Raw genomic sequence first — 15,454 nt, 5'->3', positions numbered from 1 at the left:
CTCGGTCGGCGCCTCGCAGCTGTCACCGACCTGGTCTCGGACCCCCCGAGGGGTGGTCATCAGTGTCATCCTGAGGTCCGGTTCCGGTGCGCCGCCGGGCCGCTGTCGTGGTCGATGACTGTATCCAACAGTGTGTACAAATAGGAGGTGATGTTGCGTGGGCAACACCCTCCGGCAGTATGGAGAGAACCCGTGATGGGAGCACTGGATGCTTCGCACGATGCTGCGGCGGTGGCAGGGGCGGTGGTCACGGCCGGCAGCGGACTGTCTGTGCGAGGTATGGCACGGCCCGGCGGGCGGATGCGATTGTGATCGACGGTCTGGAAAGAGCCACGCGTATCCTGGCACTCTTTTCCTCCGATGTTCCCGAATGGACGGTCAGTGAAATCTGCCGGGAACTGAATCTGCCGAAAACCACGATGTGGGAGTACATGCAGACCATGACGGAGTTGGGTCTGCTCCGCCGCACGGGACGAGGCCGTTACCGGCTCGGATGGCGGGCCTTCCAGCTGGGGCTGCGGGCGCGTATGACTTCGGAGATCTCCGGTCCCGCACGGGTGGAGATGAGCAGACTCGTCGAGAAATACGACGAAACTGTGCAGTTGGCGTCGCGCTATCGCGGCGAGGTCGTCTATCTGGAGAAGATCTCGCCCAGAACCGGCGTCCAGGTCGATCTGACCCGGGTGGGAGAAAGGCTGCCGGCGCACTGTACCGCGGCCGGGAAGGTGCTCCTGAGTTATCTCCCGCCCGGCGAAGTCCGGAATGTGTATGCGGGCGAGGAGCGGCTACCGCGTCTCACGCGACGTTCCATCGGATCCCTGACGGCACTGGAGTCGGAGCTGGCTGCGGTTCGTGAGCGTGGTTATGCCCTCGATGTGGAGGAGACGGTGGAGGGTATGTGCAGTGTCGCGGCGCCGGTCAGCAATGAGGACGGCGATGTGACCTGGGCCTTGACCATGAGTTTCCTCGAATACCGCCTGTCCGACCGTGGCACCGGCTACGCGCTGGCCGTAGTCGAGGCCGCGCAGCGTCTGTCCCACCCGGAACCTCCGGTGGCCGACGGCCCGCGGCCGTAGGACCACACCGGCCTGCTCGACGGCATATTTCGCCGGGTGATGCCGTCCGCGGCCTGCGTTGTTCGGCTCAGCCGAACGGGCCGGTTGCAGCTCCTTTGTGAAGCGAGTTACATTCAGGTCATGAAAAAGCGCTTCTGAGCAGAATTCCTTCTGAACCTCCGATGAATCTTCCGATTTGCCTCGGGTAAAGAACGCTGCTGCGCTTTCTTCATGCCGAATCGTTTCTCGTTGATCAATGCACGAAGAGGCTTCGATTATGAATGCAAAAAGTACAACCGGTCGCCGCGTCGGAATTGATATCGGCGGTACCTTCACGGACCTCTTCGTGGTCGAAGGGACAGGGGCAGGCCGAATATACAAGTCGCCCACCACGCCCCACGATCCCTCCGAGGGCCTGCTGAACGGGCTGACCAAGGCGGCGGATGCCATCGGTGAATCGCTGGAGGAATTCCTCGGCGGGGTGTCCACAATTGTGCATGGGACAACGATCGCGACAAATGCCGTGCTGACCCGTCAGGGCGCGAAAACTGGTTTCGTAACCACGCGCGGATTCCGCGATCTGCTGAATATGCGCCGCGGTATCCGCGACCGGCAGAACGATTCGAAGTACGCGCCGCCCGTTCCGCTGGTCCCCCGCGACCTCGTCGCCACGGTGCGTGAACGCATCGATGTCGCGGGCAATGAGCTCGTGGCGCTGCACGAGGAAGATGTGAAGGCCGCGGCACGGCTGTTCCGGGACCAGGGCGTCGAAGCCGTGGCGATCTCGTATCTCTGGTCGTTCCTGGATCCGTCCCATGAGCAGCGGACCGCGGAAATCTTGCGCGCCGAGCTGCCCGGTGTCTTCGTCACGATGTCGCATGAGGTGCTGCCGCAGATCCGGGCCTACGAACGCCACAGCACCACGGCCTTGAACGCTTTCGTAGGCCCCAAACTGCAGAATTACCTGGCCAATATCAAGCGCCAATTGGCCGACCGGGGTTTCGGCGGTACCCTGCTCATCGTCCAGTCCAACGGCGGTGTGATGTCACCCGAGATCGCCAGCGAGATGGCCGTCAACGCACTGATGTCCGGTCCGGCGGCCGCGCCGGAGGCTGCCCTGCAGTACGCCCGGCGCCACGGCTCCGAGGATGTCATCACCGTGGACATGGGCGGGACCAGTTTCGATGTGGCGCTGGTCCGGGGCGGTGAACCCTTGCTCACCAGCGACAGTGAAATCGGCGGATACCGGGTGGCGCTGCCGATGCTCGATATTCATACCGTCGGCGCCGGCGGCGGCTCTCTGGTGTGGGTGGACTCAGGGGGTATTCTGCGCGTCGGCCCGCAGAGCGCCACCGCCACCCCCGGTCCCGCCTGCTACGGCCGCGGTGGCGAGAACCCCACGACCACCGACGCCGATCTGCTCATGGGCTACCTCAACCCGGACCTGTTCGGAGACGGTGCTTTCACCCTGGACGTCGAAGCTGCCCGCAAGGCTGTCGAGGACAAGGTTGCCAGGCCGTTGGGGCTGTCGGTGCCGGAAGCCGTCGAAGGTATCTACCGCGTGGTCAACGCGACCATGGCCGAGGCCGTCAACGCGGTATCGGTCAAGCGCGGACTCGATCCCCGCGAATTCACCCTCGTCGTGGCCGGTGGTGCGGGACCGATTCATGCGGTACCGATCGCCCAGGAACTGGGCATCAGCCGCATTATCGTGCCCCGGGAATCTTCGGTGTTCTGCGCCGTCGGTACCTTGCTGACCGATCTCAAGCATATGTACGCGCGAACCTTCGTCGCCGATATGGACTCCCTGGACCTGAGCCGGGTCAGCGAGGTGTACCGGGAGATGCGGGACGAAGCGATCACGACGCTGCGCTCGGAAAACGTATCGCCCGACGCGATCGACCTGAACTTCACCGCCGATATGCGCTATATCGGACAGTTCGACGAAATCGAGGTCGCTGTGGAGTTCGACGGCGAGTTGAAGCCGGCGGCGCTCGAACAACTCATCACCGATTTCGAAGAAAAGCATGAGGCGCTGAACGGCTACTCGATGCCCGGAGAGGCCACAGAGCTGATCAACCTGCGGCTGACCGCACTCGGCCGGACCACCAAGCCTGCTCCCGCCGAAGAACCTTCCGCAGGCCCGGACCCCTCTCCCGCCTGCAAGGGCACGCGGGATGCCATCTTCTCGGGCACCCGAATTCCGGTGGATGTCTACGACGGGCTCGCCTTGCGGCGCGATAACCGCATCCTCGGCCCGGCCATCGTAGAACAGCCCACGACCACTGTCGTTCTCATCGAGGGCTACGCCATGACGGTCGACGCTCAGGGAACCTACGTCATCGAACCGGCCAGCTGACCGGACTGAAAGGACGACCGCAGATGACACAGACACGCACCACCCCCGACCCGATCCTCGTCGCGGTGATCGGCAACGCCCTCGACGGCATCACTCATGAGATCGGCCAGACGATGCTGCGCACGTCGCGTTCGCCGATCTTCGTGGAGGCACGCGATTTCGCCACCTCCATCTTCAGCGCGGACTGCCGGCTGCTCGCGCAGACCCATTACATTCCCGTCATCGGCGGCGCTACCCCGTACGCGCAACGCGCTGTCGCCGACTTCTTCGGCGACGATGTGCACGACGGCGACGTCTTCATCCACAACGACCCGTTCAACGGCGGCTCTCATCTGCCCGACATCACCATCACCCGGCCGGTGTTCTGGGAGGGCGAGCTGGTCTTCTGGGCAATGACCAAGGGGCATAACGCCGACGTCGGCGGCGGCGGCGTGGTCGGGTTCAATCCCGGTGCCCGGGACGTGCTGGACGAGGGCATCCGTATCCCTCCGCTCCGCATCATCGACCGGGGCACACTCCGCAAGGATGCATGGGAGCTCATTCTCGGCAACGTACGCATGCGCTCACTCGTGGAAAGCGTTCTGAACTGTCAGATCGGCGCCACCGCCATCGGCGAACGCCGATTGCACGCACTGCTGGAGAAATACGGCCCAACAACCCTCGGCGAAGCCACCGACGAGCTGATGCGGGCCAGCGCACGCCAGGTCCGCGCGGAGATCAGCCGGATACCCGACGGTGAATACAGTGCCGAAACCCTGGTGGACAACGACGGTATCGACAAGAGCCGGCCTTACCGGATCGCCCTGACAATCAAGGTCGACGGCGAGAAACTCACCTTCGATTTCAGTGCCGGTGACGCGCAGGCCGAAGGTTTCATCAACAGTCCGATCGCCAACACGGTCGCCTCGGCGCACCTGGCCCTGTTCGGATCCATCGACCCCGATATCCGCTACAACAGCGGCGCCATCGAACCGATCGACGTGGTGGCCCCCGTGGGCTCGATCGTCAATCCCAGCGATCCAGCTCCTGTGGCAGCCTGTACGGTTCCCACCTGCGAAGCCATCGCGACAGCGGTCTGGGTGGCCCTGTCCCGGGCGGTACCGAGCCGCGCCCATGCGGGCTGGGCCCGGTGGTGCACTCCCGCTACCGCGGGAATCAATTCCCGCACCGGACGTCCGTTCGGCGACCTGCACTTCCTGGGCAAGGGCGGCAGCGGCGCGACCGAGGGATTCGACGGCTGGGACCATCTGTCACCCGCGAACACGCTGGGCGGACTGCGCACCCCGGACCCCGAACTCCACGAACTGGACACGCCCTACCTGCTGGAAGAACTCGAGTATCTTCCCGACAGCGCGGGCGGTGGCCAGTGGCGCGGCGGATTGGGTGTGCGTTACCGGTGGCGGGTGCAGGCCGGCGATATCGCGTGTGCCACCTACGGCAGCGGATTCATGCCGGAGACCGCGCCGGTGGGAATCCTCGGTGGGCGGCCCGGCATCGTGCAGAAACTCACGTTGACCCGCGGTGCGGCCGAGCCCGTCGAGATCGGCACCAATTCCTTCTACACGCTCAACGAGGGCGATGTCTTCGAAGTCATCTCCAGCGGTGGCGGTGGGTTCGGCGACCCGTATCAGCGTGACGCGGAACTGGTGCTGCGTGATGTCCGCGAAGGTGTCGTGTCCGTCGACGCCGCGCGCACGATCTACGGCGTGGACATCGATCCGGACACTCTGGAAATCCGCCCGGACAAAACCCGGAGTCTTCGCGCCGCCACTCGCTGATATTTGTCCCGCTCGAGGGCGCGGGCGCGAGTTACCCACGCGGACGAATCAACGTATCCAACAAAGGAGTATCACCATGGCTACGACCGCATTCGCGGTGGCTGCCAGCCACGCTCCGGGACTGATCGGCATGTTCGACCAGGCTCCGGCAGAGTCGCAAAAAGTCGTGTCGTCGGCATACGGATCCATTGCGAAGCAAATTCGCGAAGCCGACCTCGATGTGATCATCATGGTGGCCAACGACCATATGGCCAACAACCGGATTCGCGAGTACCCCGATTTCCTGATCGGTATGGCACCGGAACATCGCGGTCCGGCCGAATTCTTCAAGGACTGGCTGGGCTGCGGCGAATACGCCGTCCCGGGCCGGCCCGATATCGCGGCGACGATCTTCAACGGCCTGAATCGACGGGGCATACGTGTTTCCGCGACCCGGGAGAACCTCAATTTCGACGACAATATCTCGGTTCCGGTGGTCAAGACCGAGATCGAAGCCAGCGGCGTCGCGATCATCCCCATCCTCCAGAACGTCACGGTTCCCCCTTTTCCGGACCAGCACCGCTGTTATGAGATCGGGCGACAGCTGGCGGACGTTATCGAGAACGATCTGCCGGCCGATCTCCGCGTCGGACTGTTCGCCACCGGCGGCATGAGCCACGAGCCGGGCGGCGTACGGGACTTCTGGATCGACGAAGACTTCGACAAGTGGTTCCTCGGGCTGCTGGCCAACGGCGATCACGACAAGGTGCTGGCCGACGTCACCCCGGATCGCCTGGCGCAGGCCGGTACCGGTGGGACCGAGGAACTGCTCAGCTGGATCCTGGTCATGGGCGCGATCGGTGAGCGGTTCTGCGACGTACTCGGATACACCGCATGGGACCAGTGGCGCTGCGGTATCGGGGCCGTCAGCTGGGATATGACATCGAAACCTGCGGCCCACCAGGAGGAGCGGTCATGAGTCTGGAGAACATCAACCGGGCCCTGGTTTCCCATGATCTGGTGCAGGATCTCAAATGGAACGCTGATCTGCGCCGGGATTTCGAGGAGAACCAGTCCGCTGTCCTCGACCGATACGATCTGACACCCGCCGAGCGCACGGCGATCGAACAGCGGGACTTCCGTGCCCTCTACGACATGGGCTTCCACCCGTACCTGGGGGCGCAGTTCGCTCGAATCCTTTTCGCCAACAACAAGTCCGGCGCTACCAGCGCGGTGCAGATGCTGCTGGCATCGATTCGCCGGGAGCCGGCACCGGGCGAGCCCGAAGCGAGCCGGCGGTGAACCGGATCTCGGCCGCGCAACCGTCGACAGCCGCCAGAACGGCACCGACGGAGCCCGGGGCACACCAAGTCCATCATCTACCAGCCGGAGCGGACACCGTCCGAGTGGGGATCATCGACGCGGCCGCGCCGCCGGTACTCACTGTGGACTCCGGTGCCGAGGTCACACTGTCCACCTGGGGTCACTGGGGAAACCAGGTGACCCCGGATACGGCCATCGAGGACTTCCCGCGCCTGCGCGAGAAGTTCCCCGAGGCCCTCGGCCCGCACTCGATCACCGGGCCCATCCATGTACGCGGGGCCCGCCCCGGCGACGCACTGGTGGTGGACGTCCTGGAACTTCTACCGGCAGCCCACGGATTCAACCTCGTCGTGGCACACCCACGCGGCCGCGGGGTCCTGCGCGACCGTTTCCCCGACGGGATGATCCGCCACTTCGCCCTGAACCGCGAATCCATGACCACCACCCTCGGCGGAAACGTGACCGTACCGCTGAAGCCGTTCCTGGGCATCATGGGAGTGGCCCCCGCCGAAGACGGCCCGCGCAGCACCGTGGAACCCGGTGCCTTCGGGGGCAATATGGACCTCTCCGAACTGGTCGTCGGCGCTCGTCTCCGCTTGCCGGTCTTCCGTGAGGGCGCCGGATTCTTCTGCGGCGACGGCCACGCGGTTCAAGGCGATGGCGAAGTGAACCAGACCGCCATCGAAACCGCCATGGATCATGTCCGGCTGCGGTTCACGGTGGAACCGGGGGCCCGGCTGCGCACGCCCCGCGTCGAGACGGCACTTCACTTCATCTCCACCGGTTTCGGGGCAACTCTCGAGGAGGCCGCCCACGACGCGGTGGATGACCTGGTGAACTGGCTGGTGGACGAGGGACTCGACGCCGAGGAAGCGTACAGCCTCTGCTCCATCGCCGCGGATGTCCGCGTGACCCAGATGGTCAACAGCACCGTCGGCGTGCACACAGTGATCGAGAAACTCACCCGCTGAACCGACCGGCCGGCACAGAAACCCGGAGAAGCATTTCCCACGGCAGCAAACCGGGATGTCATCGGGGTCGGCCGAGGACGGATGGACCCCATTCCGCCAGCGGCGTGTGTGAGCCCGGATCGCCGCTCATCCCGTGAAAGGAAGCTCGATGACAACCCTGCAAATTCCCGACTACCGGACCGATGCCTTCTTCGGTCTGGAAGACAAGTGGCTGCAGACCGGTGAACGCGAACTCACCCACTACCACGAACTGGGGTCCGGCACCCCGATCCTGTTTCTGCACGGTTCCGGAACCGGAGTCACCGCTGCCGCCAACTGGTGGCTGAACTTACCCCGGATCGCCGAACAGGGCCGCTGCATCGCAATCGACTCCATCGGCTACGGCCAGACCGTCGTGGCGCCCGGCACCGAATACGGTATCCGGGAATGGGTCCGTCACGTGGTGCGCGTGCTGGACGCCCTCGGTATCGATAAGACGTGGATCGTCGGAAATTCCATCGGCGGCTGGGTGGCCCTGCAGTTCGCCATCGACTTTCCCGAGCGCCTGCTGGGAATAGTGTCGATGGGCACCGGCGGCGCGAAGAAGACGGCGGCCCTGGCGGGTCATTCCACGCCCGAACTATCCGAAGCCGGCATTCGCCGCACCCTGGAGCAGTTCGTGGTGGACACCTCCCTGATCACCGACGAACTGGTGGGCCTGCGCTACCGAGCCGCGCTCAACGACACCGCGTCGGATCGCCTCCTCCAGGTGGTCGCGGCCCGCGACCGGGACCGGGAAGCGCTACCGCTGGACTTCGCCGCTTTGTCCACGGTGCAGGTCCCGGTGCTGTTGATCCACGGCGCGCAGGACGAGGTCATTCCTGTTTCGCGAACGTGGGAGTTGCTGCACACCATCCCGAATGCCGACGCGTACATCTTCGGCCGGTGCGGCCACTGGTCCCAGGTCGAACACGCCGAGGAGTTCAACCAGGTCGTCGGCCAGTACCTGGCCAGGCATCGACTCGCCCGCTGACGACGAATGGGGTATTCGGTCTCGACCCTCCCTCAGAACAGCAGGTCAGGCCAGGACAATAGGGTTTGACCTGCTGTTCTTTTTCGGCTCTTCGAAATGCCTTGCCGCGGCTCGTCATCCGTGCACGGTGACCGCCGGAATGCGGAATTCACCGGAAATTACTTCGGGTCCCGGAATGTAGGAGCGGGCGAACAGAATGAATGCCTTGCCGTTCGCGGGGGCCGGTAGCCAGGTGGCCTTCCGGTCGGCGTCCTGTGGTTCGTCCGACTGGATCCAGATGTCGACACCCCCTTCGGGGCCCGAGGCCATTCCCGGGGTATCGCTGGAGATGTGGTAGCGGTTGATCGGATTCGGGGTCAGGAACTGGCCGTCCTGGCCGACCTCGTAGAGCGAGACCGACCAGAACGCCTCCGAGGGGATTCCGGCCTGCGGCAGCCGCAGTGTGTACGACTTGTCACCGGTCATGTACTCGCCGTCACCGTCGGTGAAGGTGATCCAGTAGTTGGCTTCCTCGCGGCGCAGGCCGAGCATGCCGGTACCGCTGCCGATGGCCAGCGCGCGCAGGGCGTAGTCGCGCTGTTCGGTGGTGCCCAACAGGGATCCGGGTGGGCTGTAGTCGAACCAGCTCTTGGCCTGTGCGGTCGCGGCGGCGTACTGCTCCATGTATTTGCCCAGGCTCGGGTACACGTCGTGCCAGGTTTGCTGCGTCGGCTTCGGCAGCTGGTCGAAGCTGCACTTCTCGCCGCAGATACCGACCTTGCGGTACTGCTGGAGCAGTGAATCATCGTGGGCCGGCGGGGGATTGCGGGTGAGCATCTGGTTGACCACGGCGAGATAGTTTTCGGGTCCGGTGCCGGGCCGGACCCGGGCGAGCGGGGGACCCGGGGTGGCGCCGGGTGCGGGGGTGATGCCGAAGCCGTCCTGGACGGCATTGGCGGCCGCTTGGTCGGCGGGTCCGCTCGTCTGGACACGTAGGTTGACGTAGACGTCATTGGTGGTCGCGCGTACTACCGGTACTCCGGCCGGGGCTCGGCCGTTCCAGTTCGGTCCGACGAGTAGTTGGCGCTGGGCCTGGTTGCCGGTTGCTCGGGTGCCGGTGTAAGAGAAGGTGTTGGAGTAGAAGTCGATGAGGGTCAGTACGTAGTAGCGGTTCCCGGTGTCGGGGGTGTCGATGTATACCGGTCCTTGCGTGAGGTCGATCCACGCGGTCGAATACAGTCCGTCGACCAGTGGGGCGTTCGCCCACTTGTCCGTAGGTCCGGCCACGGACCGGGAGTGCGCGAACCGATTGAGCTCGGTACTGGTGCGCCCGCCACTGGTCTCCAGCGCCTCCCACCGCAGCTTCGACAGGAAGTACAGCGGGAACGCGTAGTCGTAGGCCGCCCGGATTGTGGCTTCACGATGGGAATCGATGCCGGGTTCGCCCCCTGTGGCAGGAGGTGCGACGGTGGCCAGCGCGGCGACCGTGGCGGCGCCGGCCAGCCCGCGGAGGGCGGCGATCATGGCCCTGCGGCCTCGAAGTGATCTCATGCTGGAAAATCTCCTCTACGCGGAAAATGAACACCTCTTAGTTAAGGCATACGCCTTAACTAAGAGGTCGGTCAATTGCCGTTCCCGCGCAGTGGGCTATCGCCGATTACGCCTGAATCCATCGCAGCGGCAGGTGATGAGGATCGGTCACTACGATGTCGTCGTGTCAGATAGCTCTTCCACCCGGCAACTCCTGGCCGCGACAGCGATGCGCATGTTCGCCGAACGCGGCATCGACGGGGTGTCCCTACGCGAACTGACCGCAGCGGCCGGGCAGCGCAACAAAGTGGCTGCGCAATACCATTTCGGCAGTAAAGAACGGTTGGTCCAGGCCATCTTCGAGCAGTACACCGGTCAGGTGGACCGTCGGCGTTGGGCAATGCTCGCCGATCTGGGATACGACACACGCCGCCTCGGCATCCCCGAACTCGTCGATGCCCTCATCAGCCCACTGGCCGAAACAGCCACCGCTCCCGGTAGCCACTATGTGCGTTTCCTCGCCGCCGCCTCGACGCCCCCGTGGGTCGAGGCCCTCGCCGGCGCCGACCCGGCCGTCACGAGCAGCGTGCGTGCGGTGTTCGCGGCGCTGGCCGATCAGCTCGCATACCTGCCTCTGCCGGTCGTCCGCACCCGGCTGTCACTCAGCATGACGCTCGTGGTCCGTGCCCTCGCCGGTCTCGAGCCCACTGCGGACGCCGATCCGGCGCGTAGCGCGCTGTTCATCGCCAACATCATCGACGCCACCATCGGCATGCTCACGGGACCGGTCTCCGATACCGCCACCGACCTGCTCGCGGGGTCGGCCACCGATATTCCCGACTCGTCCTGGTCCTGGCATATCCTCATCGGTCCCGCACGCGGCGAATAACGCCCCACAGTGGTAGGGATGCTTCGTGTTTCGCTGCTCGGTCCGTGCCCGTCGCGGCCCGCTCGGCGGACGCGGTGTTTCAGGTGAGGTCGGCGAAGCGTTCGACTTCTTCGATACGACCGGACACGATGAGCACATCGCCCGCCGCGACCACGGTATCGGCAGTGGCGTAGGTGAATTCGCCGCCGCGGTGTTTGATGGCGACCACGGTGATATCGAAATGCCGACGCAGGCCGCTGGCAGTGAGGGTTTTGCCGATACTGGCCCGGGGCGCGCTGGTTTTGGCCATGGCGTAGTCGGTGTCGAGTTCGATGTAGTCGATCATCCGGCCGGTGACCAGGTGAGCCACTCGCTCACCCATATCGTGTTCGGGCAGCACGATATGGTGGGCGCCGACTCGTTCGAGGATCTGGCCGTGGCGGCGGCTGGTCGCCTTCGCCCAGATCTTCGGTATCCGGAAGTCGGCCAGCAGTGAGGTGGTCAGGATGCTGGCCTCCATGTTGGAGCCGATCCCCACCACAGCGTGCGGAAAATCAGGGACCCCCAGCTGTTCCAGGGCTTCCATATCCGTGGTGTCGGCGACCGCGACATGGGTGAGCTCATCGGAGTACTGCTGCACCGGTGCCGGGTTGGAATCGATGGCGAGCACTTCCGAGCCGTGGGTGACCAGCTCGCGGGCCAGGGCACCGCCGAAGCGTCCGAGACCGATCACCACGACGCGGGTGCTCTGCTTGCGCGGTGCCCTACCCGACCATGATCACGAACGCCAGCAGCGCGAACGTGGTCACTTTGATCCCGCCGGCCGTGCCCGCACTGCCTCCGCCGATGAACATCAGCACATCGTTGATCAGCAGGGTCGCCGAATGCATGGACCCCATATCGAGCGAGTTGAAGCCCGCGGTGCGGGGTGTGAGCCCGTGGAAGCCGCCGACCAGCAACTTGTGCGCAGTACCCAGCGGCCCCAAGGTTCCCGGATTGGTCCACTCGAACGCGATCACTGCGACCACGCCGACCACACTCAACAAGGCGTAGGTGAGCAGCGTGATCCGGGTGTGCAGCGACCATCGCCGCCATCGATCGCCACGCACCCGCTGCCGCCGCAGTGACCGGGCGACTTCGAAGATCACCGGGAATCCCAGGCCGCCGATGACCAGTGCCAGTGAGATCGGCACGATGATCCACGGGTCGGTGGCGTAACCCACCAGGCTGTCCGGGTACAACGCGAATCCGGCGTTGTTGTACGCCGACACCGCATGGAACACCCCCAGGTAAACCCCATGCCAACCGCGTTCGCCGTAGCCGATCATGAACCGCGCCGCGAGTGCGACGGCCACCAGCGCCTCCACCAGCAGGCTCATCCGGATCACCCCGGTGACCACCCGCCGGCTCTCGCCGAGCCGCACCGTTTTGGTCTCCGTCTGCGCGATCAGCTGCATCCGCAACCCCATCCGCCGCGCCACCAGCAAACCGAGCAGGGAGGCCAGGGTCATGATCCCGAGGCCCCCGACCTGGATCAATCCCAGAATCACCAGCTCGCCGAACAGCGACCAATGGCTCTCGGTGTCCACGACTACCAGGCCCGTCACACACACCGCCGACACCGCGGTGAACAATGCCGTGACCGGATCGGTGACTGCTCTGGACTCCGCCGCGATCGGCAGCATCAACAGCAAGGTGCCCACCACGGTGGCCGCCCCGAAACCGAAGACCACGAACCGCGCGGGATGCCGCGGTCGCCGCAACCAGCTGCCGAACGCGCGCGCAAGCTCGCGGCCACGAAAGAGGTGAACGGCACCGGAACTCGTACGTGTAGTACTCAGGGCCCTTCCTTCGGCCGGGCGGATCGGCCTCGGTCGCCTCCGCTGACGGGTGGACCCGCCGGAAGCTACTGGCATGCCGGGGCGACCGCAAGGCTGCGAGCCCAGCGTGCCGCCGGGGCGTCTGGGTGGTTCGCTACCGTTTTCGACCGAAGTCAGCCCTGTTCCCGAGCTGTGGACTGGTAGCACGCACCGATTCCGGCGACCGCTCACGTCGGTACCGGGTCGCGTGGAAATGAGACGTCGGACACGGTTCGGCGCCGGAGCTTGCGACTCTACCCTTACGGGAGGGTATTGTTGGTTTCGCTGAGTGATTGCTGATCTCGGTACCTCCGGCAGTGTGGCCGGGCGGAATCGGATTCGATCCGTATCGAGTTTCCCACTCGGTCCTCTACTCGAACTTCCTCACCTGCGCGCGCCGGCCTCGTCCGGTCGCGCCCGCGTGCGCCTGACGTATGGAACGGAGTGCCGATGGTGTCGACGACACATCGACCCGAGAGCGATGAAGGCTCGGCTCTGGCCGCCTTGCGCAGCCCGAAACGGTTGCGGACAGAGGTGCTGGCCGGCCTGGTCGTGGCGCTGGCGCTGATCCCGGAGGCGATCTCGTTCTCTATTATCGCCGGCGTCGATCCGCGCGTCGGACTGTTCGCCTCGTTCACCATGGCGGTGACCATCGCGATCACCGGCGGCCGCCGGGCCATGATCTCCGCGGCGACCGGGGCGATCGCGCTGGTCGTCGCACCGGTGGCCAAGGAGTACGGCCTCGACTACTTGATTGCGACCGTCCTTCTGGCGGGCGTGATTCAGGTGGTGCTGAGTGTGGCCGGGGTGGCGAAGCTGATGCGGTTCGTTCCGCGCAGTGTGATGGTCGGGTTCGTCAACGCGCTGGCGATCATGATCTTCATGGCGCAGGTACCGCATCTGCTCGGGGTCCCGTGGCTGGTGTATCCGATGGTCGCCGTCGGTTTGCTGATCATCGTGCTGCTGCCGAAGTTGAGCACGGTGGTGCCCGCGCCGCTGGTCGCGATCGTGCTGCTGACCGCGGCGGTCGTCGTGTTCTCGCTGAACGTGCCGAATGTCGGCGACCAGGGCGAGCTGCCGTCGAGCCTGCCGTCGCTCCTCGTCCCGGACGTGCCACTGAATATGGAAACGCTGAGCATCATCGCCCCGTACGCGCTGGCGATGGCGTTGGTCGGGCTGATGGAATCGCTGATGACCGCCAAACTGGTCGACGACATCACCGATTCGCACTCCGACAAGACCCGGGAGGGCTGGGGCCAGGGGCTGGCCAATATCGTCACCGGCTTCTTCGGCGGTATGGGCGGCTGCGCGATGATCGGCCAGACCATGATCAACGTGAAGGTCTCCGGCGCCCGCACCCGGATCTCGACCTTCCTGGCCGGGCTGTTCCTGCTGATCCTGGTCGTGGGTCTCGGCGATGTGGTCGCGCTGATCCCGATGGCGGCGCTGGTCGCGGTGATGATCATGGTGTCGGTGGGGACCATGGACTGGCATTCCATCGCACCCGCCACGCTGCGGCGGATGCCGATCGCGGAAACCCTGGTCATGGTGGTCACGGTCGCGGTCACCGTCGCCACCCACAACCTCGCCTACGGCGTCGTCGTCGGTGTCCTCACCGCGATGGTCGCCTTCGCGCACCGGGTCGCCCACTTCACGCAGGTCGTCAAGGTGCACGAGGCCGATATCGATGCCGACGGCGATATCGGCACCCGCGTCTACCGCGTCCAGGGGGAGCTGTTCTTCGCCTCCAGCAACGACCTGATCTACCAGTTCGACTACGTCGGTGACCCGCACAATGTGATCATCGATATGTCCGGAGCCCATATCTGGGACGCCTCGACCGTGGCGACCCTGGACGCGATCACCACCAAATACGAGGCCAAGGGTAAGAACGTGGAAATCATCGGGCTCAACGAAGCCTCCGAAGAACGCCACGGCCGCCTCAGCGGACACCTCGTGGGAGCACACTGAGATGACCCAGGAAACCACCCGCGCACACCTGCAGATCGGCCAGGTCGCCGCGGCCACCGAATTGTCGATCAAGACGATCCGCCATTACGACGAGGCCGGCCTGGTGACACCGTCGGCGCGGAGCGCGGGTGGTTTCCGCCTCTACACCGACGCCGATATCGCACGGCTGCTGGTGATCCGGCGTATGAAACCACTCGGTTTCACCCTCGCCGAGATGAAACAGCTCCTGGACTCCCTCGACACACTCGACAACCCCACAGCCACCGCTGAGCAGCGTGCCCGCGCAACCGAATTCCTGAGTGAGTGCCGGGCAAAAGCCGAGGACAGCTGCGAGCGGCTGCGCCGCCAGCTCGCCTACGCCGAGGAATTCACCGACCTCCTCACTGCGCGCGGCGCGGGGGCCGCACACCGCCCCTGAGTACTACGTCGTGAAGAATTCGGCGAGGGCTCGGGCGATCCGGTCGGGTGCGTTCTCCGTGGGGATGTGAGACGAAACAGGCTCTTGTGGTCACACTGTCGGCGAAACCGGCCCGCATAGAGTGGTGAGGGCGAACCAATACGTACGCGATCGGCGCCACCGCGCCCGGTTGCCGGAATGAAAGGGGGCGCGGTGGATTTTCTGCCATTGATTACCGCCGGCAATGAGCGGATCGACTTCTTGATGATGGGACTGGGCTGGGACCCCGCGCAGCGCAGAGTGTTCCGGCAGCGGGAGATCGATCTGAACGCGACGGCGCTGCTCTTCGGTGGGCAGCAGCTGGTCGATGCGG

13 protein-coding genes are annotated in these 15,454 nt (G+C 64.9%); 10 read left to right on the top strand and 3 right to left on the bottom strand.

Features of this window, described 5'->3' with window-relative positions:
- Positions 1–308: 308 nt before the first annotated feature.
- The 7 genes from QH196_RS31680 to QH196_RS31650 all read left to right on the top strand — a co-directional run bounded on the left by QH196_RS31680 (position 309) and on the right by QH196_RS31650 (position 8,477).
- Positions 309–1,076 carry an IclR family transcriptional regulator gene (locus tag QH196_RS31680; RefSeq protein WP_280419525.1) on the top strand — a complete coding sequence of 256 codons (768 nt, stop codon included), beginning with the start codon at positions 309–311 and terminating at the stop codon, positions 1,074–1,076.
- Positions 1,077–1,332: 256 nt separating this feature from the next.
- A complete protein-coding gene (locus tag QH196_RS31675; protein ID WP_280419524.1) occupies positions 1,333–3,414 on the top strand; it encodes a hydantoinase/oxoprolinase family protein in 2,082 nt (693 codons plus the stop codon).
- 23 nt (positions 3,415–3,437) lie between these two features.
- On the top strand, positions 3,438–5,192 hold the full coding sequence (locus QH196_RS31670; RefSeq protein WP_280419523.1) for a hydantoinase B/oxoprolinase family protein: 1,755 nt from the start codon (positions 3,438–3,440) through the stop codon (positions 5,190–5,192).
- A gap of 76 nt (positions 5,193–5,268) precedes the next feature.
- On the top strand, positions 5,269–6,150 hold the full coding sequence (locus QH196_RS31665) for a hypothetical protein (protein WP_280419522.1): 882 nt from the start codon (positions 5,269–5,271) through the stop codon (positions 6,148–6,150).
- A complete protein-coding gene (locus QH196_RS31660) occupies positions 6,147–6,473 on the top strand; it encodes a hypothetical protein (protein ID WP_280419521.1) in 327 nt (108 codons plus the stop codon). Before QH196_RS31665 ends, QH196_RS31660 begins: the two co-directional genes overlap by 4 nt.
- Positions 6,474–6,577: 104 nt before the next feature.
- Complete coding sequence (locus QH196_RS31655) at positions 6,578–7,465, top strand: acetamidase/formamidase family protein (protein ID WP_280419520.1); 888 nt, start codon at positions 6,578–6,580, stop codon at positions 7,463–7,465.
- Between the two features lie 148 nt (positions 7,466–7,613).
- Complete coding sequence (locus tag QH196_RS31650; protein ID WP_280419519.1) at positions 7,614–8,477, top strand: alpha/beta fold hydrolase; 864 nt, start codon at positions 7,614–7,616, stop codon at positions 8,475–8,477.
- 114 nt (positions 8,478–8,591) lie between these two features.
- Here QH196_RS31650 and QH196_RS31645 read toward each other — a convergent pair whose 3' ends face one another.
- Positions 8,592–10,007: a DUF1254 domain-containing protein gene (locus tag QH196_RS31645; protein ID WP_280419518.1), complete on the bottom strand. Its 1,416-nt coding sequence runs from the start codon at positions 10,005–10,007 to the stop codon at positions 8,592–8,594.
- Between the two features lie 163 nt (positions 10,008–10,170).
- On the opposite strand from QH196_RS31645, the gene QH196_RS31640 reads away from it, so the two are divergent.
- Entirely contained in the window at positions 10,171–10,875 is a 705-nt protein-coding gene (locus tag QH196_RS31640; protein ID WP_280419517.1) for a TetR/AcrR family transcriptional regulator, read from the top strand.
- A 79-nt stretch (positions 10,876–10,954) separates the two neighbouring features.
- On the opposite strand, the gene QH196_RS31635 is transcribed toward QH196_RS31640, so the two are convergent.
- Both QH196_RS31635 and QH196_RS31630 read right to left on the bottom strand, forming a co-directional pair.
- Positions 10,955–11,587 carry a potassium channel family protein gene (locus tag QH196_RS31635; RefSeq protein ID WP_280419547.1) on the bottom strand — a complete coding sequence of 211 codons (633 nt, stop codon included), beginning with the start codon at positions 11,585–11,587 and terminating at the stop codon, positions 10,955–10,957.
- 31 nt (positions 11,588–11,618) lie between these two features.
- Positions 11,619–12,587, bottom strand: coding sequence for a potassium transporter TrkG (locus QH196_RS31630; RefSeq protein WP_348538127.1), 969 nt, complete (start codon positions 12,585–12,587; stop codon positions 11,619–11,621).
- A gap of 576 nt (positions 12,588–13,163) precedes the next feature.
- Here QH196_RS31630 and QH196_RS31625 point away from each other — a divergent pair.
- Positions 13,164–14,684: a SulP family inorganic anion transporter gene (locus QH196_RS31625; RefSeq protein WP_280419516.1), complete on the top strand. Its 1,521-nt coding sequence runs from the start codon at positions 13,164–13,166 to the stop codon at positions 14,682–14,684.
- Position 14,685: 1 nt separating this feature from the next.
- Positions 14,686–15,102: a MerR family transcriptional regulator gene (locus QH196_RS31620; RefSeq protein ID WP_280419515.1), complete on the top strand. Its 417-nt coding sequence runs from the start codon at positions 14,686–14,688 to the stop codon at positions 15,100–15,102.
- Positions 15,103–15,454: the final 352 nt, after the last annotated feature.

Origin of the sequence: Nocardia carnea (genome assembly GCF_029868325.1) — a bacterium.
Classification (GTDB): Bacteria; Actinomycetota; Actinomycetes; order Mycobacteriales; family Mycobacteriaceae; genus Nocardia; species Nocardia carnea_C.
This window is presented reverse-complemented; position numbering and strand designations above follow the sequence as displayed.